Source organism: Fodinicurvata sediminis DSM 21159 (genome assembly GCF_000420625.1).
GTDB lineage: Bacteria > Pseudomonadota > Alphaproteobacteria > Kiloniellales > DSM-21159 > Fodinicurvata > Fodinicurvata sediminis.
The window spans coordinates 17,438-40,663 of sequence record NZ_ATVH01000014.1 but is presented as its reverse complement, the minus strand read 5'-3'; the positions used below and the strand labels follow the sequence as shown (position 1 = coordinate 40,663).

The 23,226-nt window shown below is 61.9% G+C and carries 18 protein-coding genes; 8 read left to right on the top strand and 10 right to left on the bottom strand.

Features of this window, described 5'->3' with window-relative positions; genetic code table 11:
* Nucleotides 1–2: 2 nt before the first annotated feature.
* The 3 genes from G502_RS0107985 to G502_RS0107975 form a co-directional block, all read right to left on the bottom strand.
* Entirely contained in the window at nucleotides 3–953 is a 951-nt protein-coding gene (locus G502_RS0107985; protein WP_022728139.1) for a branched-chain amino acid ABC transporter permease, read from the bottom strand.
* Nucleotides 950–1,816: a branched-chain amino acid ABC transporter permease gene (locus G502_RS0107980; RefSeq protein WP_022728138.1), complete on the bottom strand. Its 867-nt coding sequence runs from the start codon at nucleotides 1,814–1,816 to the stop codon at nucleotides 950–952. Before G502_RS0107980 ends, G502_RS0107985 begins: the two co-directional genes overlap by 4 nt.
* Before the next feature lie 73 nt (nucleotides 1,817–1,889).
* Nucleotides 1,890–3,113 carry an ABC transporter substrate-binding protein gene (locus tag G502_RS0107975; RefSeq protein ID WP_022728137.1) on the bottom strand — a complete coding sequence of 408 codons (1,224 nt, stop codon included), beginning with the start codon at nucleotides 3,111–3,113 and terminating at the stop codon, nucleotides 1,890–1,892.
* Nucleotides 3,114–3,339: 226 nt separating this feature from the next.
* Here G502_RS0107975 and G502_RS0107970 point away from each other — a divergent pair, with 226 nt between their 5' ends.
* The 7 genes from G502_RS0107970 to G502_RS0107940 all read left to right on the top strand — a co-directional run bounded on the left by G502_RS0107970 (nucleotide 3,340) and on the right by G502_RS0107940 (nucleotide 11,136).
* Nucleotides 3,340–4,110, top strand: coding sequence for an SDR family NAD(P)-dependent oxidoreductase (locus G502_RS0107970; RefSeq protein WP_022728136.1), 771 nt, complete (start codon nucleotides 3,340–3,342; stop codon nucleotides 4,108–4,110).
* 14 nt (nucleotides 4,111–4,124) lie between these two features.
* Nucleotides 4,125–5,324, top strand: coding sequence for an acyl-CoA dehydrogenase family protein (locus G502_RS0107965; protein WP_022728135.1), 1,200 nt, complete (start codon nucleotides 4,125–4,127; stop codon nucleotides 5,322–5,324).
* Between the two features lie 10 nt (nucleotides 5,325–5,334).
* A complete protein-coding gene (locus tag G502_RS19285; RefSeq protein WP_022728134.1) occupies nucleotides 5,335–6,396 on the top strand; it encodes a phosphotransferase family protein in 1,062 nt (353 codons plus the stop codon).
* Nucleotides 6,393–6,767 carry a DUF6285 domain-containing protein gene (locus tag G502_RS0107955; protein ID WP_022728133.1) on the top strand — a complete coding sequence of 125 codons (375 nt, stop codon included), beginning with the start codon at nucleotides 6,393–6,395 and terminating at the stop codon, nucleotides 6,765–6,767. Before G502_RS19285 ends, G502_RS0107955 begins: the two co-directional genes overlap by 4 nt.
* A gap of 24 nt (nucleotides 6,768–6,791) precedes the next feature.
* Entirely contained in the window at nucleotides 6,792–8,432 is a 1,641-nt protein-coding gene (locus tag G502_RS0107950) for an acyl-CoA synthetase (protein WP_022728132.1), read from the top strand.
* Nucleotides 8,433–8,530: 98 nt separating this feature from the next.
* Nucleotides 8,531–9,559: a ligase-associated DNA damage response exonuclease gene (locus tag G502_RS0107945; protein ID WP_022728131.1), complete on the top strand. Its 1,029-nt coding sequence runs from the start codon at nucleotides 8,531–8,533 to the stop codon at nucleotides 9,557–9,559.
* 5 nt (nucleotides 9,560–9,564) lie between these two features.
* Entirely contained in the window at nucleotides 9,565–11,136 is a 1,572-nt protein-coding gene (locus G502_RS0107940; protein WP_022728130.1) for a cisplatin damage response ATP-dependent DNA ligase, read from the top strand.
* Between the two features lie 33 nt (nucleotides 11,137–11,169).
* Here G502_RS0107940 and G502_RS0107935 read toward each other — a convergent pair whose 3' ends face one another.
* The 7 genes from G502_RS0107935 to G502_RS0107900 all read right to left on the bottom strand — a co-directional run bounded on the left by G502_RS0107935 (nucleotide 11,170) and on the right by G502_RS0107900 (nucleotide 21,389).
* Entirely contained in the window at nucleotides 11,170–11,748 is a 579-nt protein-coding gene (locus tag G502_RS0107935) for a hypothetical protein (protein WP_022728129.1), read from the bottom strand.
* Nucleotides 11,749–12,250: 502 nt separating this feature from the next.
* Nucleotides 12,251–13,915 carry an AIPR family protein gene (locus G502_RS0107925; RefSeq protein ID WP_026989217.1) on the bottom strand — a complete coding sequence of 555 codons (1,665 nt, stop codon included), beginning with the start codon at nucleotides 13,913–13,915 and terminating at the stop codon, nucleotides 12,251–12,253.
* Nucleotides 13,916–14,132: 217 nt separating this feature from the next.
* On the bottom strand, nucleotides 14,133–15,797 hold the full coding sequence (gene betA / locus G502_RS0107920; RefSeq protein WP_022728126.1) for a choline dehydrogenase: 1,665 nt from the start codon (nucleotides 15,795–15,797) through the stop codon (nucleotides 14,133–14,135).
* Between the two features lie 10 nt (nucleotides 15,798–15,807).
* On the bottom strand, nucleotides 15,808–17,271 hold the full coding sequence (betB, locus tag G502_RS0107915) for a betaine-aldehyde dehydrogenase (protein ID WP_022728125.1): 1,464 nt from the start codon (nucleotides 17,269–17,271) through the stop codon (nucleotides 15,808–15,810).
* A gap of 29 nt (nucleotides 17,272–17,300) precedes the next feature.
* Nucleotides 17,301–18,320 (bottom strand): betaine--homocysteine S-methyltransferase, encoded by a 1,020-nt coding sequence (bmt, locus tag G502_RS0107910; RefSeq protein ID WP_022728124.1) that lies wholly within the window; start codon nucleotides 18,318–18,320, stop codon nucleotides 17,301–17,303.
* Nucleotides 18,321–18,385: 65 nt separating this feature from the next.
* Nucleotides 18,386–18,775, bottom strand: a complete 390-nt coding sequence (locus tag G502_RS21375) for an MliC family protein (RefSeq protein ID WP_022728123.1) — start codon at nucleotides 18,773–18,775, stop codon at nucleotides 18,386–18,388.
* A 160-nt stretch (nucleotides 18,776–18,935) separates the two neighbouring features.
* The gene (locus G502_RS0107900; RefSeq protein ID WP_022728122.1) at nucleotides 18,936–21,389 is read right to left on the bottom strand and encodes a GcvT family protein; all 2,454 of its coding nucleotides are present in this window, start codon (nucleotides 21,387–21,389) and stop codon (nucleotides 18,936–18,938) included.
* A 235-nt stretch (nucleotides 21,390–21,624) separates the two neighbouring features.
* On the opposite strand from G502_RS0107900, the gene G502_RS0107895 reads away from it, so the two are divergent.
* Complete coding sequence (locus G502_RS0107895) at nucleotides 21,625–23,223, top strand: trimethylamine methyltransferase family protein (protein ID WP_022728121.1); 1,599 nt, start codon at nucleotides 21,625–21,627, stop codon at nucleotides 23,221–23,223.
* Nucleotides 23,224–23,226 lie beyond the last annotated feature (3 nt).

Genomic DNA, 23,226 nt, shown 5'->3' with positions numbered 1-23,226 from the left:
GCTCAGCCCCGTTTCGTCAGTCGGTCGAGGGCCGTGCCCAGCAAGCCGCGGCGCAGGTACATCACCATGAGCGCGAGTACGATGCCGAGGAACAGCATCCAGCGCTCGGTGAAACTGGTGATCCAGGTTTCGAGCAGGACGAATATTGCCGAGCCTACGAATGGTCCAAGGAAGGTGGCCGAGCCGCCGAGGATACTCATCAGCACCGGCTCGGCCGACTGCGACCAGTGCAGGGTTTCCGGCGAGGCCACCCGCGTGAAGGGAGCGAAGAGTCCGCCGGCGAGCCCGGAAAAGGCGCCTGAGATCGTGAAACTGTAGAGCCGATAGCGCCGGACAGGTATGCCGGTGAAGGCCACGCGTTCGGGGTTTTCGGCCATCGCCCGGAGGACCAGGCCGAAGGGCGAAATGGTAATGAGATAGAGGCACAGGGCCGCGAGCGTGACGATAACGAGGGTCAGGTGATAATAGACCGCAGGGTTGCCAAGATTGAGCTCGAGGCCGAGACCAAATGAACCCACGGGAAAGCCCGTGATCCCATCCGATCCCCCGGTAAAGCTCCGCCACTGCTGTGCAACGGAAAAGACCATCATTCCGAACGCCAGTGTCAGCATCGTGAAATAGACCTCGGTCAGGCGCACGCAGAAGAAGCCGATCACGAGGGCGAGCAGTCCGCCCCCCGCAAGCGAGGCAATCAGCGCTAGGGCAAGCGGGGTGTCGAAGTGCAGGAGCAGCATCGCCGTCACGTAGGCACCGAAGCCGAAAAAGGCGGCATGGCCCAGGCTGAGCATACCTGTATAGCCGAACACCAGATTGAATCCGGCGGCAAAGAGACCCAGGATCAGGATCTCCGAGGCGACAAAGATATAGAAGTAGGGGGCCCAGGCTGGCAGGAACCATAACGCCACCAGCAGGATTGCGACAAAGCCTGCGGCCAGACCGAAACGCGGGCTCATGAGGTCGACCTCCCCATCAGGCCATGGGGTTTCAGCAAGAGGACCAGCGCCATTCCGAGGAAGGGCATCACGAGGTTGAGATCCGGCAGGTAGCGGGAGCCGAAACCGTTGATCGCGCCTAGCACCAGTGCCCCGAGAAAGGCTCCCGGGAAACTGCCAAGCCCGCCGATCACCACGACGATGAAGGATTCGACGATGATGTTCCCGCCCATGGCCGGACTGATCGCCCGGATCGGTGCGGCAATCGCCCCACCAAATCCCGCGATGCCAGCCCCCAGGGCAAAAACCCCGGTGAACACCAGCGGCACGTCGATGCCCACCAGCCGCGACATCTTCCGGTCGATGGCTGCGGCGCGCATTACCTTGCCGGCCCGCGTGCCCGAGAAGAAGCCCCAAAGGCCGAGGCCGACGATCAGGCCCATGGCGATCACGAACAGACCGTAGATGGGCTGTTGGACCCCGAGCAGCCGCACTGTCCCGCTCAGGCTGACAGGTGGATCGACAACGTGGATCGTGCTGCCCCAGATCCAGCGGACCGTCTCATCGATGATGAGCAGAAGGGCGAAGGTCAGAAGCAGGCTGTCGGTGATCGGCCGGTCGTAAATCCTGTGCAGCATAACCCGCTCGATCACCACGGCGATAGCGGCCACGATGAGTGGCGCGGCGAAGAGCGCGATCCAGAAGCTCACCCCCGTGAGTACAGCCACGGTATAGGTGATATAGGCACCGAGCATGTAGAGAGCGCCATGCGCGAAATTGATGATGTTGAGAACGCCGAAGATGATGTTGAGGCCGATGGCGATGAGGAACAGCAGCATCCCCAGAGCCAGGCTGTTCATGAGTGCGGCGATGAAGCTCTCCACGGGACCTCCAGGCTAACGGCGGCAGGCAGAGGAAAGCCGGCGGTGGTTTTCTGCCACCGCCGGCAGGAGCGGTCTATCCGCCGAGGTTGCAGCCGGTCTCGGAGAGCGGCGGCGTCACGTCCTCGGCAGCAAACGTGCGTTGCGGGTCAAGCATGCGCAGTTCGCTGTCGGGGTCTTCCGCTGTGGTTCCATAGGTGGGAGCGACCAGGGCCTGGTTGTCGCCTTCCCGGAAACGCACTTCGCCCATGGGAGCCTGGTAGCTCATGCCCTTGAGCGCATCGCGGATCGCCACCTTGTCGACCTCGCCCGCCTTCTCGATGGCGGCCTTGTAGGCATAGACCGCGGAATAGGCATTCTGGGCGTTGTAGCTCGGCGGGGTTTCATGACGTTCGCGATAGGCCTCGACGAAGGCCTTGTTCATCTCGTTGTCGTAGGCACCATACCAATAGCGCGTGCCGACTGTGATGCCGGTGGGCATTTGTTCACCGAGAGCACTGAGCACCTCGGTGGCGGCCCCGAGCGACATCAGGACCTCGAAATCCTCGTCGAAGAAGCCGAGATCGTTGGCCTGCCGCGTGAAGTTTACAAGATCGCTGCCCCAGATCGACAGGAACACGCCGTCCGGCTGGGCGGACATCACCGTGTTGATGAAGGGCGTGAAGTCCTCAGTCCCGAAGGCGGGGAAGGAGGGCTCGTCGGAGAAGGTTGCATCCGGGTTGAGTTCGCCCAGATAGCGCTGGAAATACTCCCAGGACTGGTGGCCAAAGGCATAGTCGGGGCCGACGGTGGTCCAGCTGTTCGCCCCGCTCTCCTCGGCCATGATCGCCGCGCCCTTGATGTTCTGCGGGATGTTGACGCTGTTGCGGTAGGTCCACTGATTGCACAGCTTGCCGGTGGCGTCCGGGGTCGCCGCATGGGTTATGATGAAGGGGGTTTCCACCTCGGGCACCACGGGCACCACCCCGGTGGCGACGCCACTGGAATCAAGCCCCATCAGCACGTCCACGCCGTCCTGATAGACAAGCTTGCGCATGGCCTGAATCGCGGTCTGGGCCTCGAGCTGGCTGTCCTCGAAGGTGATCTCGAGCGGGCGATCGAGCACGCCGCCGTCCTCGTTGATCTCGTCGATGGCCAGATTGGCACCGTTCTGGGCGAACTCGCCGTAGGTCGAACCAACGCCTGAAAGGATGTAGATGGCGCCGATTTGAATCGGCTCTTGTGCCGAAGCGGTTGCGCTCAGAGTCATGCCGGCACCGACAAGTGCAGCGCCGAGCGGCTTGGTAATTCGTATGCTCATGTGTGCGTTCCTCCCCAAAAAATTCTTATTTTTCGGTGGTCCACGCTTGTTTTTGGTCTACGTCATGCGCCGACCATCATCAAAACCGTACGTTCTTGTTACAAGGATTGCAAGTTGGGCTTCCGAAGCAGCGAGAGGCAGGTTCGAGGAACGCCGGGTATTTGCCCCCCTGTTCCGGGGCTGTGATCTTGTCCGCAGTGTACAAGCAGGGCAAGGTATCGCTGTAATGACTTTATCAAGCGACCTGAAAGACAGGCTATTTGTCGTAACGGGTGCCTCCAGTGGCCTCGGGGCGCATTTTGCGCAAGTGCTGTCGCAAGCCGGGGCTCGGGTCGCCCTGGTGGCGCGCCGGCGGGAAAAGCTGGAGGCGCTGTCCGACAGTCTTACCAGTCGGTCGGGGGCGGCACCGGTCATTGCGGAAGCGGATATACGCAATGTCTCGGCCATTCGTGCCGCCGTGGCGGATATAGTCGAGCAGGCAGGGGTGCCGGACGGCCTGATCAACAATGCGGGCACAGTGGACACAACCAAGGCGCTGGAGGTGACGGAAGAGCACTGGGACAGCGTGCTGGACACGAACCTCAAGGGCGCCTGGTTCTTCGCGAGTGCGACGGCGGAGAAGATGGTGGAGGCCGGCCGGACCGGGACCGTGGTCAATATCGCCTCCATCACGGGCCTCCGCCCGGCAGGGGCCGTCGGTCCCTATGCCATCTCCAAGGCGGGGCTGGCCCATATGACACGCCAGCTTGCAGTCGAATGGGCGCGCCACGGCATTCGCGTGAACGCCCTGGCGCCCGGGTATATCGAAACGGATCTGAACCGGGAGTTCTTCGCCAGCGAAGCTGGACAGGCATTGATCAAGCGCGTGCCGCAACGCCGGCTCGGTCAGCTTTCGGACCTGGATGCGCCGCTGTTGATGCTCTGCGATGAGGCTTCCGCCTACATGACGGGAGCCGTCATCCCGGTCGACGGCGGCCATGCGGTCAACGCACTTTAGGGGAGAGCGGTTCCATGGATTTTGCACTGCCGGAGGAGGTCGAGACGCTGCGCCAGAAGGTGCAAAGCTTCGTCGAGGCCGAGCTTCTGCCCCTGGAGGCGGATCCGGGAAGCTATGACGCCCACGAAAACATTTCAGAGCCCTTGCTGGCACGCCTGCGCGAGAAGGCGAAGGCCGCCGGGCTCTGGGCGCCGCAGATGCCGGCCAGCCGGGGCGGACTGGGCCTGGACGTGCAGGCCATGGCCGTGTTCTACGAGGCAGCCAATCACTCGATCTTCGGTCCCGTCTGCTTCAACTGTGCAGCGCCCGACGACGGCAACATGATCCTGCTCGAGAAAGTGGCGCGCGACGACCAGAAGAGCCGCTGGCTGCAGCCCATCGTCGATGGCGCAGTACGCTCCTCCTTCGTCATGACCGAACCGGCTCCCGGGAGCGGATCGGATCCCTCGATGATGCAGACCACGGCCGAGCGGCATGGTGACCTTTGGCGCGTCCATGGCCGCAAATGGTTCATCACCGGTGCGGAAGTGGCGACTCATTTCATCCTGGTGGCGCGCACCTCGGAGGACACACGCAAGGGACTGACGGCCTTCCTGTTCCATCGCGACGACCCCAACTGGGAGATCCTGCGCCGAATCCCGATCATGGGACCGGAAGAGCACGGCGGGCACTGCGAACTGGAGTTCGATGGTCTGGAGATTCCCGACGAGAACCGGCTGATGGAGGTGGGCGACGGGCTGAAGGCCACCCAGATCCGCCTGGGCACGGCGCGCCTGACCCATTGCATGCGCTGGCTGGGACTGGCGCAGCGGGCGCTCCAGATCGCGCGCGAGTATGTCGAGGAACGCGAGGCCTTCGGCATGAAGCTGGCGGAACGCGAGTCGGTGCAGATGCAGCTGGGCGAGGCGGCCATGCGCATCGAGGTTGGCCGCCTGCTGACCATGCGGGCCGCCTGGACACTCGACCAGGGGGACAAGGCGCGCAAGCAGATCTCCATGGCCAAGATCGAGGTGGCAGATGCTCTGCACCAAGCGGTCGACACGGCCATACAGCTGAATGGCGCGCGCGGCTATTCCAAGGACACGATCCTGGAATGGATCTATCGCTATGCGCGCCAGGCTCGGCTGGTCGATGGCGCTTCGGAGGTGCACAAGACCGTGCTGAATCGCTTCCTGCGTCAGGAAGGCCAGGAATTCTGGCGCTGGGGGGTCTGAGGAGACGAAGATGAGCCTGGATCAATCCGCCCTATCTCGACTGGAGAGCCATCTCGCGGAGGCGTTCGATGCGCAGCAGGTCCAGGTGACGGCGCAGGAGAAGCTGTCCGGTGGCGCCATTCAGGAGAACTGGGCCGTGGATGTCGCGGTCACCGGCGGACCCCGCGAGGGCACCCATGCCTGGGTGTTACGCACCGACAGCGCGAGCGGCGTGGCGCTCAGCCATTCGCGCCTGGAGGAGTTCGCCCTGCTCAAGGCCGCCTGGAAGGCCGGGGTTTGTGTGCCCGAGCCGATCCATCACAGCACGGATCGCGCGGTTCTGGGCAAGGACTTCTGCCTGATGCGGCGCGTCGGGGGCACGGCCGTGGGACAGAAGTTGGTCAAGGACGATACCCTGGCCAGCGGTGACAAGGAGGGTCTGGCGGAGGCGCTGGGACGCGAGCTGGCGAGGATCCACACGATCACACCCGCGACCCACAGCTTCGACTTTCTCGCCCTGCCGGAAGAAACCCCGGCGCTGAACGAGCTTCGGGCCATGTACGGCTACGTCGATGCCATCGACCGACCCGAGCCCGCCCTGGAATGGGCTTTGCGCTGGCTCAAGCTGCGGCTGCCCGAGAATGAGGAGGTCGTGCTTGCCCACCGGGATTTCCGCACCGGCAACTACATGGTGGACGAAAACGGACTGACGGGCATTCTCGACTGGGAGTTTTCCGGCTGGTCGGACCCGCACGAGGACATAGGCTGGTTCTGCGCCATGTGCTGGCGCTTCGGCAGGCGCGACAGACCGGCGGGCGGTATCGGCAGTCGCGCCGCTTTCTATCATGGCTATTACAACGAGAGCGGGCGCCAAATCGATCCGGCCAAGGTCTATTGGTGGGAGGTCTTCGCCCATCTGCGCTGGGCCGTCATCGCCTTGCAGCAGGCCGGGCGCTATCTGTCCGGTGAGGAAGAAACGCTGAACCTGGGATTGATCGGATTGCGCCTGCCGGAGATCGAGATCGAACTGTTGCAGATGACGGCCCCTGGACTGGACCTTCCCAGTACCCTGAATACGGAGGCGGTGGCATGACTCCGGATCGCCCCGATGTCACCGCACTGCTTGCGACGGCGCGCGCCGCTCTCAAGGACGAGATCCTGCCGGCCCTGCCGGAAGAACGGCGCCTGGACATGCTGATGGTGCTGAGCGTCATGGGGCTGGCGGAGCGGGCCCTGCAGGACAGCACGGACGCGCTGCCGCTGCGCCAGGAGGCGCGCCTGGCGGCGCTGGCGGGGGAGAAGGCGGATGCCGCCGCACTTGCCCGGGCGATACGCGGTGGGGACTGGGACGAGCTCGCGCGGTCCGAGCAGCTTTACAGGGCACTTGTCGAGGACACGCGAGACCGACTGGCACGTGCGAACCCGAAATACCTGGCTGCGCTCGAAAAGGGAAACCAAGGGTGAGTGGAGGGTCAGAGGAGTGGAGAGATGAACGCAAGCTCTGAGAAGCACTCGATCTTCGACCGGGACCTGGACCCCAACGCCGCGAACCACGTTCCGTTGACGCCGCTCACCTATCTTGCCTGGGCGGAACGGGTCTATGGACCACGCACCGCCGTGGTCGATGGCCCCCAGAGTCTCACCTACCGGGAAATGGCATCGCGTTGCCGCCGCCTGGCCTCGGCGCTCAACCGGCGCGGGATCGGCAGGGGCGATACCGTGGCTGTCATGGCGCCCAACAGCCTGGCACTGCTGGAGGCGCACTACGGCGTGCCCATGGCCGGCGCCGTCGTGAATGCGCTGAATGTGCGCCTGGGTGCCCGGGAACTGGCCTTCATCCTGGATCATGGCGAGGCCAGGGTTCTGCTGACGGATCGTGAGCTTTCCCCTGTGATCGTGGAAGCATTGTCCTTGATGGAAGGCCCGCGCCCGCTGGTCGTGGATATCGACCCGCCACATGTGGACAGCGGCGAACGGATCGGCGAGACGGACTACGACAGCCTGCTGGGTGAAGGAGATCCTGCCTTCGACCACTGGCTGCCGGATGACGAGTGGGACGCCATCGCGCTCAATTACACCTCGGGCACCACGGGCAATCCAAAGGGGGTCGTCTATCATCATCGCGGCGCACAGTTGAACGCTGCGGCAAATGTCATGAGTTTCCGGCTCGGTCCCGAGAGCGTCTATCTATGGACCCTGCCCATGTTCCACTGCAACGGCTGGACCTATACCTGGGCCGTGACCTGCGCCGGCGGCACGCACATCTGCATCCGCCGGCCCGATCCGGCCCTGATCTTTCCCGCCATTGCCGAACACCAGGTCACTCACCTCTGTGCCGCGCCGATCGTGCTCAACATGCTGATCCATGCGCCGGACGAGGTGAAACGCGTCTTTGATCACAGGGTCCAGGTGGCGACGGGCGGCGCGGCCCCGCCGAGCAGCGTGATCGCGCGTATGGAGGAGATGGGCTTCGCGCTCACCCATCTCTACGGGCTGACTGAGACCTATGGGCCCTCCATGCTCTGTGCCTGGCAGCCGGGCCTGGATGCGATGCCGCTCGAGGAGCGGGCGGGCTTCGTCGCACGCCAGGGTGTGCCGCATCAGATGATCTCGGACCTGCAGGTCATGGACCCCATGGAGATGATCCCGGTGCCCCCGGACGGCGAGACGGTGGGGGAGTTGATGATCCGCGGGAACACCGTCCACAAGGGCTATCTGAAGAATCCGGCGGCCAGCGCAGAAGCCTTTGGCGATGGCTGGTACCACACGGGTGACCTGGCCGTGGTGCATCCCGACGGCTATGTCCAGATCAAGGACCGTGCCAAGGACGTGATCATCTCGGGCGGCGAGAACATCTCCTCGCTGGAAATCGAGGAAGTGCTCTACAGCCATCCCGAAATCATCGAGGCTGCAGTGGTGGCGGTGCCGCACGAGAAATGGGGCGAGACGCCCCATGCGGTGGTCACGCCGCGGGAGGGCAGCGCCTTGACCGCGGAGGAGGTGATCTCCTGGTGCCGCCAGAATCTTGCGCGTTACAAGTGCCCGAGTTACGTGACCTTTGGCGAACTGCCAAAGACCTCAACCGGCAAGATCCAGAAGTACGTTCTGCGCGAGCAGTTGTGCCGGTAGCGTTCCTGGCTCGCTGGCAGCGCCGAACAGGCTTGCTGCGCTTCCAGACGGTGTAGAGAGGGCTGGTCATGCGCGCCAGGAGAGCCATATCCTGAACCATGTCCGTAAACCGACTTCTGCCCGAAAGCTGGCTCTACGTGACCGACCAGGGGATCTACTGCGCGCCCGGCGATTTTCACATCGATCCGCATCGCGCCGTACCGCGTGCGTTGGTGACTCACGGCCATGCCGACCATGCGCGGCCTGGCCATGACCGGGTCCTGGCCACGGCCGAGACGCTGTCCATCATGCGCAGCCGCTACAAGGACAAGTCAGGTCGTGAACAGCAGGCGCTGGCCTATGGTGAAGGGATCGAGATCGGCGAGGTTCGGGTGCAGCTTGTGCCGGCGGGCCATGTGCTGGGCTCGGCCCAGGCGGTGCTGGAGCACCGGGGCCAGCGCATCGTGGTCTCCGGCGACTACAAGCGGCGGGCGGATCCCACCTGTGCGCCCTTCGAGCCGGTGCCCTGCGACGTCTTCATCACCGAGGCCACCTTTGGCCTGCCGGTCTTCCGACATCCAGAGCCGGAGCGGGAGGTGGACAAGCTGCTCAACTCCCTGCGTCTCTTCCCTGAACGCACGCATGTTGTTGGCGTCTATGCCCTGGGCAAGGCGCAGCGTGTCATCGCACTCCTGCGCCGTGCCGGCTATGATGCGCCGATCTACATCCATGGTGCGCTGCAGGAGCTGTGCGAGCTCTATCGTGCCCACGGGGTTGCACTGGGCGAACTGCGCCCGGCCACCGCCAGCCAGAAGGAGGAGATGGCGGGCGCTCTGGTGCTGGCCCCGCCCTCGGCCATTGCCGACCGCTGGGCCAGGCGGTTGAGCGAGCCGGTGATCGCCATGGCTTCGGGCTGGATGCAGGTGCGCCAGCGGGCCCGCCAGCGTGGCGTGGAGCTGCCGCTGATGATCTCCGACCATGCCGACTGGGACGAACTGACCAGAACCTTCGCCGATGTGGGTGCGCCTGAAATCTGGGTGACCCACGGCAACGAGGAGGCACTGATCCATTTTGCGCAGCAGCAGGGGCTGCCCGCCCGGGCCCTGTCGCTGATCGGCCGTGGCGACGAGGAGCAGGAGGCCGTCTGAAGATCATGGAGCGTTTTGCCTTCCTGCTCGATCGCCTCAGCTTGACTCCCGGGCGCAATGACAAGCTGCGCCTGATGGCGAACTACTTCACGCATGCGCCGGACCCGGATCGCGGTTGGGCACTGGGGGCGATGACCGGCACGCTAGATTTCCGCAGCGCCAAGCCCGCTCAGGTGCGCGCCCTGGCCGAGGCGCGCCACGATCCCGTCCTGTTTCGCTGGTCGCACGACTACGTGGGCGACCTGGCCGAGACCGTCTCGCTGATCTGGCAGGGCCGCGCCGGCGCCAACCGCCCGCCAGAGCTGAACGAGATCGTCGAGCGCCTGCAGGGGGCATCCCGGGCCGAGGTGCCTGCCTTGTTGGAAGGTTGGCTGGATGCGCTGGACGCTACCGGACGTTGGGCACTTCTGAAGTTCATCACCGGCGGCCTGCGCGTCGGTGTTTCCGAACGGCTGGCCAAGACGGCCCTGGCCGAGTTCGGTAACTGCGCCGTGGGCGAGATTGAGGAGGTCTGGCACGGCCTCTCTCCGCCTTATGAAGATCTCTTTGCCTGGCTTGAAGGGCAGGGTGCGCGTCCCGAGCCGGACCGCAGCGCCGCCTTCCGGCCGCTGATGCTGGCCCATCCGCTGGAGGAGCGCGAGGTGGAGAGCCTGGAGCTGGAGAACTTCGCCGTGGAGTGGAAGTGGGACGGCATCCGTGTGCAGCTGGTCGCCTATGACGGCAAGGCCCGGCTGTTCAGCCGCACGGGCGAAGAGATCAGCCACAGCTTCCCCGACGTGCTTGAGGGCGTGGATTTTGAGGGCGTTCTAGACGGCGAGCTGCTGGTGGTGCGCGAGGGCACCGTGGCGCCCTTCAACGACTTGCAGCAGCGCCTGAACCGCAAGTCCGTGACGGCGGCTGGACTGCGCAAGCATCCGGCCCATATCCGCCTCTATGACCTGCTGTACGAGGGTGACGAGGACCTGCGTGATCTTTCCTTCACTGAGCGCCGCCGCCGGCTCGAGGACTGGTATGCCTGTCACTGGCCACCGCGCATGGACCTCTCGCCTCTGGTGAGAGCCGACAACATGGACAGCCTGGCCCGCTTGCGCGCCGAGGCACGCAAGCAAAGCCTGGAGGGCCTGATGCTCAAGCGCCGTGACAGCCGCTATGTCGCCGGTCGGCCGCGCGGCCTCTGGTACAAGTGGAAACGTGACCCGCTGTCGCTGGACGCCGTGCTGATGTATGCCCAGCGCGGGCACGGGAAGCGCAGTTCCTTCTATTCCGACTACACCTTCGGCGCCTGGACCGAGGCAGGCGAGCTTGTGCCCGTGGGCAAGGCCTATTCCGGCTACACGGACGAAGAACTGAAGAAGCTGGACAAGTGGGTGCGCGATCATACCGTGGACCGCTTCGGCCCGGTGCGCGCCGTTGCCCCCAGGTTGGTCTTCGAGGTGGTCTTCGATGCCGTCCAGCCCTCGACCCGCCACAAGTCCGGACTGGCCATGCGCTTCCCGCGCATCAGCCGCATCCGCTGGGACAAGCCTGCCGCGGAGGCGGACCGGCTGGAGACCCTGCAGAAGCTGGTGGAGGGGTAGGAGAGAGTTTGTAACGCTGCCGCGTGCCACGCTCTATACGGAAGTCCAGCCGCTGGCCCCGCCCAGAGTGACCAGGATGCGGCCCAGCCGCGCTGTGTCGCGCAGGTGCAGGCGCGCTTCCAGTCTGTCGCGGCCCGAACGGCGCAACAGGAGGGCCGGTGTTGAGTCATCAATCTCCTGATGCTGCAGGGTGAGGCCTCGGCCGTGATTTCCGGCACGCAGGGCGCCGACAGTGGTGTAGTGCAGCGCGCTTTCTGCACCGTCCTGGATGATGAGTGTGCGCAGGTCCTCCGGGCCAAGTCTGGTGTCGGGAAGGGCCAGGATGAGGTCGCCGGGGGCGCCATCACGGACGAGGGTCAGTAAGGCCTCGTCCCCGCCCTGGCTCTGCAGGCGCACTGAAACCTCTACGGGCACCGACTTGCCGTCCTCGCCTCGAATGGTCGTGCGGATGCGCGAATAGCTCTGTGAGCTGAAGCGAGGCGTGTTTTCGGCTATCTCGACAGTAGCGCTCTGCTGGGAAGGTGCTTGAAGGTCATCGGCCAGCCCAAAACCAGCGAGGTCGCTAACCAGGACAACAAGACTGAAGAGAATGCTGCGCAAAAGCCCCATCATTGCTCATAGCCTCCGCAAACAAATGACGCCTACGCCTTTTATTCAGCCTATTACCGAATCCTCTCGGCTTTCCAGGATGCATAGGGATTAATCCAATGGAGTGGACTAGGCCGCATACTCATTAATGGGATTTCTAAGATGACGAGATAGGATTCGTCTATGTCCTCTGGTGAACAAGAGATAGAGGACAGATAGCCGCTGGCGCTACGAACTGACGGATAATGAATGAGCTGTAACCCATTAGCTGTTGCCCAACAAATCCCGCGGCGTGCGTGATCAATGGCATTCTCTGGCGCTTTCGCACCGGCAGTTCCTGTGCCGATTTCTCCAGAAGAATCAAGTGGTCCAGAGGCATCACAACAAATTATGACCGCAAGCTGGAGAACTATTCCTTTGCACTGAAATTGGCTTCATTCCGAATCTGATTGAAGACTTTTGAGTCTGCGGCCTAGTCGATAAGAAGAAGTTTAGTGTCTACGAGAACAATTGATCGCATAATAATTTATGCAAGCATTTCCTTGAATGCAGATGCTTTGTCGCGAGCAACGTCTTTCATGTAACTGGTCATCAACTTCCCCCTTAACTCAGAAATCTTATTCGGCCCCTTTAAGTCACCCTTGTAGTCGAAGCTATCACCAAGTTCTTTAACCTCGTAGTTCAAGTCCACAATTAGCGTCTTAAGAACCTCAGATACTGCAGCGCAAAATTTATCCACGTTTCCATTTTCAAAAACCTTCCTGGGGCGCTGCATCCAAAAACGAGAAACGTTATCCTCTTGAATTAAATGAAAAACGCAAGACAGAAGAAAAAATCGAGTAAGGCCATATTTTGAGAGCGGCTTATACTCGATATTCTGCATGCTAGCTTCTACCTGCTCCATAATTTTATGTAGTAGAACGATTCTCCAAGCATTGACAGAAGGGCGTGCGAAAATATCTGCATATTTTTCGTCAAATAGCTTATAAACTTGATGGCAAGAATAGGGTTCTTCCAGGTCACTTGCTAGTAAGAGACGACCAGCCTCCTCATTGGTGATGACGATTGCCCCCTCTCGAGATGGCTCGCCGCGTTTTATTTCTAAATCGTAGGCGCCGCCTGCCACAGCTTTCATTTCTTCCTTCAGGCGAATTTGCACCTCGTTATTAGACTTCAAATCTCTTGGCTTAATAGCATTTTGGTTGTTGCTATTAACTGTAATCTTCCTTGCAAGCGCAGAGTCATCAAGTTCTACAACCTTTGCGATTACGCGCAAATCGTCCGATAGATGTGAGGAAGATTTTTTGAAAGTCGAAATGCTTTGAGCGCCGTTTACGACAACGTAATTTTCAATAGTGATTTTCTCATCTTCATACTGTGCATTTTTACATAAAATCGTAACACCGTTATGGTAAAGTGGGAAGTTTTGGTGCTCGTTTTGATCCTTAACACTCGATTGTAGAGACTTATTTACCTTTGTATTACCCAAAGATTGCCGAACATTCTGAGAAAATAGCGTGCCGTCATCTATCCCCGACATTCTGACCAATTCCGACGCCTTGGCTGGAAAAATATAGGTCGTAGCGGAGTCCCCAGTCTGTATCTTCATGGGCTCGACATAACTCGCGTCCATAACAAACTTCTCGTCAACGCCCCCCTCACTCTCAATGTCAATGAATTCGGAACAAATTCTGTTGCGATCGTACGCCCTTATGTTGTCAGCCTGCTCAACGAATTCCTGACCATTCGTGTCAAGAGGTTGATTGGTAACAAAGCTCCCGACTACTTGGTAACCGTTCTCAATTAAGTCAGCAACATGCTCGCGCATAAGGATGTGCTTTAAGTCTTGGTTGCCTCCGCCATTTAGTAACGATTCCACTGCTCCTCGATCCTTAAATTGCGTAAGTGTTCCCGCCAAATCGCGAAATGGAGCATCTCCAACAGTTGCCTCTTTCTGACGAAGCTTGCTTTGGAGAACCACAATTTCTTCTTGGTCGTGGTCAACATAAATACCATCGATACCCCGATCATTTGGGCGATCGCAAATCGAGTCATCGGCAGAAATGCTGTCTAATCGGAAAATATTTTCCAAGAACCAGTTAAGAAAAGAAACAGATTCGCCTCTGCCTTTATCAGCGTAGGAGGCAATTAGGTCGATAAGGTTTTCATATTCGAGATTAGCAGGAACCATATTGAAGCACCCATTGATCATGAACGCCCGCACATTCGCGGCTTCACGCTGAAATATCAAGTTTTGACCATTAGAATGTTCAATTATTCTTGGTTTTTTTCAAGATCAAGAAGTTCAGTGGCATCGTCACGCGCTATTAAAGCAATCCATAGAACTACATGACTGCGCTCAAACTCGCGGTACTGAACATCTGGTTGAATTATTATGAGTCTTCGGTCTAGCGCTGTTTCCTCTGCCATTCCGGATGGATCCAGACCGGAGCGTCCGATGGCGCCAAGGGGGTCTTGCCGCGGATGGCGTCGGCCAGCTTCTCGGCGATCATGATGGTGGGTGCATTCAGGTTGCCGCTGGCGATATCGGGCATGATCGAGGCGTCGACGACGCGCAGGTTCTCCACACCGTGAACCCGCCCCTGGGCGTCGGTCACGGCCATCTCGTCGCTGGCGGGTCCCATGGCGCAGGTGCAGGATGGGTGGTAGGCGCTTTCGCCATGGGCGCGGACGAAAGCATCCAGGTCGGCGTCGCTCTCTGCATCGGGGCCGGGCGTCAGTTCAGCGCCGCGGTAGGGATCGAATGCTGGCTGGGCGAAGATCTCGCGGGTCAAGCGGATGGCCTCGCGCATCTCCTGCCGGTCGTTCTCGGTGGCCATGTAGTTGAAGAGAATGACGGGTGCCTCGCGGGCATCCGGGCTGCGCAGGCGTACATGACCTCGGCTGGTGGGGCGCATCGGGCCGACATGGGCCTGGAAACCATGGCCGCGCACCGGATTGCTGCCATCGTAATTCATGGCAATGGGCAGGAAATGGTACTGCAGGTTCGGGTGCTCGATACCGGCGCGACTGCGGATGAAACCGCCCGCCTCGAAGTGGCTGCTGGCCCCGACACCTCGCTTGAAGAACAGCCATTCCAGGCCGACCCAAGCCTTGTTCAACAACTTTGTTGAACTGTAGAGCGAGACCGGCTGGCTGCAGGCATGCTGGATATAGATTTCCAAGTGGTCCTGCAGGTTCCGCCCCACGCCCGGGCGGTCGGCCACAACGGGAATGTCCAAAGCCGTCAGGTCGTCGGCCGGGCCGATGCCGGAGAGCATGAGCAGCTGTGGCGAGTTGATGGCCCCACCACAGAGCAGGACCTCGCGATCGGCGTGGAACTGCTGTGCCATGCCGCCGAAGGTAACCTCGGCGCCGCTGGCTCGCTGACCCTCGAACAGCAGGCGCAGGGTCAGGGCCGAATGGCGCACGGTCAGGTTCGGGCGATCCAAGATGGGGTAGAGATACCCTTTGGCAGCCGACCAGCGCTCGCCCTCGTGAACCGTCATGTCCATGTGACCGACGCCTTCCTGGCGATGGCCGTTCATGTCAGGGGTGAGTGCATAGCCGGCCTGCTGCCCGGCCGCGACCCAGGCCTGTTCCAGCGGGTTCTCCATGCGTCCGGCCGAGACCTTCAGCGGCCCGTCGCTGCCGCGGTAGTCGTCGGCCCCGTATTCATGGGCCTGGGCGCGCCGGAAGTAGGGCAGGCAGTGGGCATAGTCCCAGCCGTCAAGTCCGTGGCTGCCCCAGCGGTCGTAGTCCCGCGCATGACCACGTACATAGGCCATGCCGTTGATGGAAGAAGAGCCCCCCAGCACGCGCCCGCGCGGGCAGTAGAGCCGGCGGTTGTCCATCCAGGGATCAGGTTCGCTGTGGTAGAACCAGTTGAACTTTCGGTCGGCCAGGGGATAGGCCAGGGCTGCCGGCATGTGGATGAAAAGGGAACGGTCGCGCGGGCCCGCCTCCAGCAGTAGAACGCTGACTTCGGGATCCTCGGTGAGACGATTGGCCAGCACACAGCCGGCCGAGCCGGCCCCGATGATGATGTAGTCGAAGTGTGTGTCAGCTTTCATGCAGGGGCCTTCAGTAGGGGCTTTCCAGTTCACCCAGCTCGACATAGACACTTTTCAACTGGGAATAGTGCTCAATGGCCGCCTTGCCGTTCTCTCGTCCCAGGCCGGACTGCTTGTAGCCGCCAAAGGGCATCTCGATGGGGGTCAGGTTGTAGTTGTTGATCCAGCAAGTGCCGGCCTGCAGGCGAGCGACCACCCGATGGGCACGCGCCAAATCCTGGGTGAAGACGCCGGCGGCCAGGCCATAGGGCGTGGCGTTGGCACGGGCGATCACTTCGTTCTCGTCACGGAAGCTCAGCAACGAGAGCACAGGCCCGAAGATCTCCTCGCGCACCAGGTTCATGTCATCGGCGCAGGCATCGAATATGGCGGGGGTCACGAAACCGCCCCGGTCGAAAGGCGGTTCGGTCAGACGTTGGCCGCCGGTCACCAGCCGTGCACCTTCCTTCTGGCCTGCCTCGATGGCCTGCAGGACCTTGTCGGTATGTTCCTGCGAGATGAGCGCACCGACCTGGGTGTCGGGATCCAGAGGGTCCCCCAGTTTCAGGGCTTCTGTGCGTTCCACCAGGCATTCCAGGAACGCCTCCTTGATGCTTTCGTGGACGAAGACCCGGGTCCCGTTGGAACAGATTTCGCCGCCGCTATAGAAGTTGCCAAGCATGGCGCCGGTCACCGCACGCTCGATATCGGCGTCCTGGAAGACCAGGATGGGCGACTTGCCACCCAGCTCCAGCGTGACCTCCTTCAGGGTTCCGGCGGCGTCGGCCATGACCCGGCGGCCGGTCGCCACTTCGCCGGTCAGCGAAACCTTGGCGATGTCCGGATGGCGTGTCAGCAACTGGCCGGTTTCGGCAAAGCCGTGCACCACATTGAAGACTCCGTTTGGCAGTCCGGCTTCGCTGAGTATTTCCGCCACCTTGATGGCGGTCAGGGGCGTCAGTTCGGCCGGCTTGAAGATCATCGCGTTGCCGCAGGCCAGTGCCGGGGCCGCCTTCCAGCAGGCGATCTGGGTGGGGTAGTTCCAGGCGCCGATGCCGGCACAGATCCCCAGCGGCTCGCGCCGGGTGTAGGCGAAGGACGGACCCAGGTCGATATGCTCGCCTGACAGGCCGGCTGCCAGGGCTCCGAAGTACTCCAGGCAGTCGGCACCGCTGTTGATGTCCTCGACCGAGGTCTCCTGGATGGGGCGGCCGGTGTCCAGTGTCTCCAAGCGCGCCAGCTCGTCGTTGCGTGCACGCAACAGGTCGGCGGCGCGGCGCAGGATACGCCCGCGCTCGGCGCAGGTCATGACCGACCAGGTGGCAAAGCCTGCCTTGGCGGCTTCTACGGCACGCGCGACATCCGCCGCGCCGGCCTGCTGGACATGGGCCAGAAGGTCACCTGTGGCGGGGTTCCGGGTTTCAAAGGTCTGTCCGTCGGCGGCTTTCTGGTGCGCGCCGGCGATATACAGCGTGCAGTCCTGCTGGGCCATCATGCCTCCACCCTTGATGATTGAGAGGTTTATCAGACCCGGCTGCGCCGCCTGGCTCCTCGACGTCCGCTGCCCTCGCCAGGTTTTTCGCCGCGGCTCCCGGCCGAGATGCTGCCCAGCTCACGGGTGATTTCTTCCAGCGAGGGGCTCTTGCCCGGCTCTGTCGTTTCCAGGACATGCCGCATGCTACGCAGATGATCCGGTGTGGTGCCACAGCAGCCGCCGATGATGCGGGCTCCGGCATTGCGCGCCAGGACCGCGTAGCGGGCCATCAACTCTGGCGTGCCATTGTAGCGCACTTCACCATCCACGAAAACCGGGATGCCGCAGTTCGCCTTGGCAACCAGGATGTCCGTGGGGCCGGCGGCGTTGTGCATGTTGACCAGGGCCGCCACCATCTCGGCCGGGCCGGTCCCGCAATTTCCACCAAAGGCGAGAGGCGGGGAGGTCGCCTGGTGGGCCAGCCGGCTCAGGTCCTCGGGCGTCACTCCCATCATGGTGCGTCCGTTGGTGTCGAAAGACAGCGTGCAGACCACGGGCAGGCCGGCCTGCGTTGCCCCCTCGATGGCAGCATTGAGTTCGTCGGGCGAGGACATGGTCTCGATCCAGGCCACATCGGCGCCGCCTTCGGCCAGGCCTTCGCACTGAGCCGTGAAGGCCGCAACGCCATCCTCGTACTTGAGAGGGCCGAGCGGGACGAACAGATCCCCTGTGGGGCCGACCGAGCCGGCACAGACCACCTCGCGCCCGCTGTCCGCGATTTCCGCTTTCAACAGGCGCGCGGCTTCCCGGTTGATCTCGTGAACCTGACCGTCCGCAGCGTGCAGCTTCAGGCGGTTGGCTGTGCCGCCAAAGGAGTTGGTGAGTACGATGTCCGATCCGGCGTCAATGAAAGAGCGGTAGTGCTGCCGGACCTTCTCGGGCTGGTTCAGATTCCAGAGTTCCGGGGAATCACCATGCTGCAGGCCGAGGGCGAAGAGGTTGGTGCCGGTTGCGCCATCGGCCAGCAACCAGGGACGGCGGGACAGCAGGTCTTGCAGCAGGTCGCTCATGAAGGGTGTCTCTCCCGAAAAAGTCAGGATGGGTTTCAGTCTTCCCGGTTTCAGTTTTCCCTGGGTCAGCCTTCTCCGTGAATGGAACAGCCATCAACGATGGTTTCCTCATCGGCCCGGGACTGCAGGAAGCCGGTGTTGCCCTTGGTCCACCAGATCCAGTCCTCGCCGGCATAGCGCGCGCCACTGCCCGATCGCACGGTCTGCATTTCCTCGGAGCGGCCCTCATAGGTCACCAGGGCTTCCTCGCCGTCATAAATGGCCGCGACCATGGCACCGCCGTCACAGATATAGACGATGGGGTCAGTTTCGGGCAGGCCATCCTCGCTTTCCAGTCCAGCAGAGGTCGGTGCTGGAGCGCTGCCCCGTTCCGATCCCGGGATTCCGCTCTGACTGCAGGCGGCCAATGCAATACCGGCAATCAGGAAAAGGGCGGAATGGATTGTTTTCATCATCGAGGCTCCTGCTCACTCAAGGGCTTAAGACCAGGGCGGAGAATAAGGCGTCATCTTCTTGCTGTCCCGGACCTTTTTCATGGTGCGCACGAGGCAAATGAAAAAAAGACCGGCGACTGACAATTCCAGTCGCCGGCGGGAGGCCTTCATGCGGGGAGGACTATGCACGCAGGCGTTCGTTCTCGGGATCCCAGGGTGATTCCGGTACGACCCGTGCCTGAAAGCGATCGCGCAGGATTTCGATTTCCAGTTCGGTTCCGGGCTCGGCAAACTCCGGAGTGACATAGCCGAGGGCCAGACTGCGCTCGACATTGTGCCCATAGACCCCTGAAGTGGCGCGTCCGATCATGTTGCCGTTGCTGTAGATCGGTTCATTGCCGCCCGCATCGGCGATGGGCCGGCCATTACGGGCCTCGGGGAAGACCTCCATTGTGACAAAGCGCCTCGGCAGACCTTCCTGTTGCTGGCGCACCAGGGCCTCGCGGCCGGTGAATTCGCCCTTGTTGAGGCGTACGAAGCGGTCCAGCCCGGCCTCGAAGGCCGTGTATTCGCGGCTGAGGTCCTTTGCCCACATGCGATAGGACTTCTCGATGCGCAGAGCATCCATGGCCCGGATTCCCACAAGGCCAAGCTCGTGCTCCTTTCCGGCCTGCATGATCTCGTCGAAGATATGCCGTTGGTACTCGATGGGATGATGCAATTCCCAGCCCAGTTCGCCGACGAAGTTGACGCGCAGGGTCCGAACGTCGCTGGCCAGGCCGACATTGATGGCCTGTCCGGTCAGCCAGGGGAAGGCGGCATTGGACAGGTCGCTGTCCGTCAGTTGCTGCAGGATGTCCCGGGCGTTGGGGCCGGACAGGACGAAGACGCCGCGGCTGCCTGTGATGTTGTCCAGGCGTACGCTGCCGTCATCGGGCAGGTTCTTGAACAGGAAATCCCAGTCGAAGCGCTCCGCCGAACCCGAGGAGATGAGATAGAAGCGATTCTCCGCCAGCTTGGTAATGGTGAATTCGCTGCGCACGCCGCCGGAATGGGTCAGCGCATGGCTGAGCGACATGCGGCCCACCTTCTTGGGAATGGTGTTGGCCACCAGGCGGTCCAGGTAGGCCTCGGCACCCGGGCCGGAAACCTCGAACTTGGAAAAAGAGGTCAGATCGATCAGTCCGGCCTTCTCACGCATATGCCGGGCCTCGTTGCCCACATGTTCGAAGTAGTTGGTGCGGCGGAAGGACCAGACGTCCTTGCGTTCCACGCCCTCGGGCGCGAACCAGTTGGGGCGCTCCCAGCCATAGCGCTGGCCCCAGACAGCGCCGGCGGCGTCCAGCTTGTCGTGAATCGGGCTCATCTTGGCCGGACGTGCGGCCGGGCGCTCCTCGTCGGGGTAGTGAATGACGAAGACGTGCTCGTAAGCCTCTTCATTCTTCAGCTTCGTGTAGCGCTTGTTGGCATAGGCGCCATAGCGGCGCGGATCCACATCGATCAGCTCGATGGAGGGCTCGCCCTCGATGATCCATTCGGCCAGATAGCGCCCGGCGCCGCCGGCTGCGGTGATGCCGAAGGAGTGACCCTCGTTCAGCCAGACGTTCTTCACGCCCCAGGCCGGGCCGACCAGAGGGTTGCCATCCGGGGTGTAGGAGATGGGGCCGTTGATGATATCCTTGATGCCGACTTCGGTGAAGGCCGGTATGCGTTCCATGGCGGCTTCCACATGGGGCATCAGGCGTTCCAGGTCGCCCGGGAAGAGGTCCTGGCCAAAGGAGTCCGGTACACCATCGACGAAACAGGCCGGCGCCCCCTTCTCGTAGGGACCAAGCAGGAAGCCCTGGCGCTCTTCACGGAAGTAGTAGGCATCATCGGAAGGCCTCAGGACGGGGAGCTCGGGCTTGCCCTCCTTCTGGCGCTGGACGAGGGCCGGGTGGGGCTCGGTCACGATGTACTGATGTTCCACCGGTATGGCGGGCACATCGAGCCCGAAGAGGGCGCCGGTCTGGCGGGCGTAGTTGCCAGTGGCACAGACCACGTGCTCGCAGGTGATGTCCCCCTTGCTCGTGTGAACGATCCACTCGCCGTTCTCTTTCTGCGTCACGCCGGTCACGGGGGTCTGGCGATAGATCTCGGCCCCGCGGTTGCGTGCACCGATGGACAGGGCGGTGGTCAGGTCTGCCGGCGCGATGTGGCCATCGTCGGGGTGGTAGATGGCCCCCACCAGGTCGTCGACCTCGGCCAGAGGCCAAAGCTCCTTCACCTCGCTGGGTGTGATCAGCTCATAGGGCACACCGATGGTATTGGCCGTGCCGCAATACTTTCGGTACTCGTCCATGCGTTCCTGGGTTTCTGCCAGGCGCAGGTTCCCGTTGACGTGGAAGGAAACGTTCTGCCCGGTCTCTTCCTCAAGCGACTTGTAGAGGTCGACCGAGTACTTGTGTATCTGGCCGACGCTGTAGCTCATGTTGAACAGTGGCAGCAGTCCAGCCGCGTGCCAGGTCGAGCCCGCCGTCAGTTCGGTGCGTTCCACCAGGACAACGTCCGACCAACCGAATTTTGCAAGATGATAGAGGGTCGAGACGCCGACAGCCCCGCCGCCGATAACCACCACCCGTGCCTGTGTTTTCATGACCGCTGCCCTTCTCGAAAAGTGCCGTGGGTTCTGCCACCTGTGAGCATCGCAACGGTTGCTTTTTGGTGCCGAACGAATCGCGACACAGGCCTTGTCGATTGCGACATCGGAAAGCCTTGGAAATGCGGCGTTTCTGCGCCTTTCAGGGTCGCAGTTTCGCAAGCTTGGCAAACGGGTGCGTCACCAAATGGAGGCTGTATGACTCGGATCATCAGAAAGCGGGTACAGGGCCATGAGCGACCAGGCGATAGACGAGCAGTCAGAAGCGGCGGATACGGCCCCGGCGGACGCAAGCGGGCGGTCCGGACGCAGGGGGCGCGGCGGGGCGGAAAGCCGCCGTGCCGCACGACGTGGTGCCGGCCAACAGCAATTGCGTTACATCCTTCGCAAGGTGCCCTGCTTCGAGGTCATGAACGAAGAGGCGCTGGCGATCATCGAGCAGAATGCCGACACGGTGCTGGAGGAGATCGGGCTTGAGTTCCGCGGTGATCCAGAAGCACTGCAAATCTGGAAGGATGCGGGCTGCGATGTGCAGGGCGAGCGCGTACACTTTCCCCGCGGGCTTTGCCGGAAAATAATAACCGAGAACGCACCGGCCCGCTTTACACAGCATGCGCGCAATCCAGAACGTTCCGTGGAGATCGGCGGGGATGCCACGGTCTTCGCGCCGGTCTACGGTCCGCCCTTCGTCAGCGACCTGGAGGGGGGACGCCGCTACGGGACCATGGAGGATTTCCGCAACTTCGTGAAACTCGCCTACATGGCGCCGGCGATACATCACTCCGGCGGCACGGTCTGCGAACCGACCGACGTGCCGGTGAACAAGCGCCATCTGGACATGCTCTACAGCCACATGCGTTACTCCGACAAACCCTTCATGGGTTCGGTGACCGCGCCGGAGCGTGCCGAGGATTCCGTGGCCATGGCGAAGCTGCTCTTCGGTGCGGACTTCGTCGAGAACAACACGGTGATGATCAGCCTGATCAACGCCAACTCGCCCATGGTCTGGGATGACACCATGCTGGGTGCGCTGAAGGTCTATGCCCGCAACAACCAGGCGGTTATCTGCACACCCTTCATCCTGGCCGGTGCCATGGCGCCCTGTACCGTGGCCGGGACCATGACCCAGACCCTGGCGGAATCCATGGCCGGCATGGCGCTGGCGCAACTGGTGCGTCCGGGAGCGCCTGTGGTGCTCGGGTCCTTCGCCAGTTCCATGTCCATGCAGTCGGGTGCCCCGACCTTCGGTACGCCCGAACCGGCTCTGGTGTTGTATGGCATGGGGCAGCTGGCCCGTCGGCTGGGCGTGCCCTTCCGTTCCGGAGGCAGTCTATGTGCCTCCAAGCTGCCGGACGCCCAGGCCGCTTATGAATCGGCCAATACGCTGAACGCCACCATGATGGGCGGGGTGAATTTCACCCTGCATGCCGCCGGCTGGCTGGAAGGCGGACTGGTTTCCTCCTATGAGAAATTCATGATGGATATCGACCAGCTCGGCATGCAGCAGGTGCTCGCCGGTGGCGTGGACATGAGCGAGAACGGCCAGGCCATGGATGCCATTCGCGAGGTCGGTCCGGGCAAGCATTACCTTGGCTGTGCCCATACCCAGGCGAACTTCGAGACAGCCTTCTATCGCTCGACCATCGCCGACAACAATTCCTACGAGCAATGGCTGGCGGAAGGAGGCCTGGATGCGACGACGCGCGCCAACAAGCTCTGGAAGTCCTGGCTGGAAAGCTATCAGGAACCCGGCCTGGATCCGACGGTCGATGAGGCACTGCAGGACTTCATCCGCCAGCGCAAGGACTCCATGCCAGATGCTTTTGCCTGACCG

Bases quoted from the DNA above. Each gene is read 5' to 3' on its own strand.
- G502_RS0107970 (WP_022728136.1), top strand. From the start codon at position 3,340: ATGACTTTATCAAGCGACCTGAAAGACAGGCTATTTGTCGTAACGGGT.
- betB (WP_022728125.1), bottom strand. From the start codon at position 17,271: ATGATGGCCCAGCAGGACTGCACGCTGTATATCGCCGGCGCGCACCAG.
- G502_RS0107940 (WP_022728130.1), top strand. From the start codon at position 9,565: ATGGAGCGTTTTGCCTTCCTGCTCGATCGCCTCAGCTTGACTCCCGGG.
- G502_RS0107900 (WP_022728122.1), bottom strand. From the start codon at position 21,389: ATGAAAACACAGGCACGGGTGGTGGTTATCGGCGGCGGGGCTGTCGGC.
- G502_RS0107950 (WP_022728132.1), top strand. From the start codon at position 6,792: ATGAACGCAAGCTCTGAGAAGCACTCGATCTTCGACCGGGACCTGGAC.
- G502_RS0107935 (WP_022728129.1), bottom strand. From the start codon at position 11,748: ATGATGGGGCTTTTGCGCAGCATTCTCTTCAGTCTTGTTGTCCTGGTT.
- G502_RS0107975 (WP_022728137.1), bottom strand. From the start codon at position 3,113: ATGAGCATACGAATTACCAAGCCGCTCGGCGCTGCACTTGTCGGTGCC.
- G502_RS0107895 (WP_022728121.1), top strand. From the start codon at position 21,625: ATGAGCGACCAGGCGATAGACGAGCAGTCAGAAGCGGCGGATACGGCC.
- G502_RS0107945 (WP_022728131.1), top strand. From the start codon at position 8,531: ATGTCCGTAAACCGACTTCTGCCCGAAAGCTGGCTCTACGTGACCGAC.
- G502_RS0107925 (WP_026989217.1), bottom strand. From the start codon at position 13,915: ATGGTTCCTGCTAATCTCGAATATGAAAACCTTATCGACCTAATTGCC.
- G502_RS0107965 (WP_022728135.1), top strand. From the start codon at position 4,125: ATGGATTTTGCACTGCCGGAGGAGGTCGAGACGCTGCGCCAGAAGGTG.
- G502_RS21375 (WP_022728123.1), bottom strand. From the start codon at position 18,775: ATGATGAAAACAATCCATTCCGCCCTTTTCCTGATTGCCGGTATTGCA.
- bmt (WP_022728124.1), bottom strand. From the start codon at position 18,320: ATGAGCGACCTGCTGCAAGACCTGCTGTCCCGCCGTCCCTGGTTGCTG.
- G502_RS0107985 (WP_022728139.1), bottom strand. From the start codon at position 953: ATGAGCCCGCGTTTCGGTCTGGCCGCAGGCTTTGTCGCAATCCTGCTG.
- betA (WP_022728126.1), bottom strand. From the start codon at position 15,797: ATGAAAGCTGACACACACTTCGACTACATCATCATCGGGGCCGGCTCG.
- G502_RS19285 (WP_022728134.1), top strand. From the start codon at position 5,335: ATGAGCCTGGATCAATCCGCCCTATCTCGACTGGAGAGCCATCTCGCG.
- G502_RS0107955 (WP_022728133.1), top strand. From the start codon at position 6,393: ATGACTCCGGATCGCCCCGATGTCACCGCACTGCTTGCGACGGCGCGC.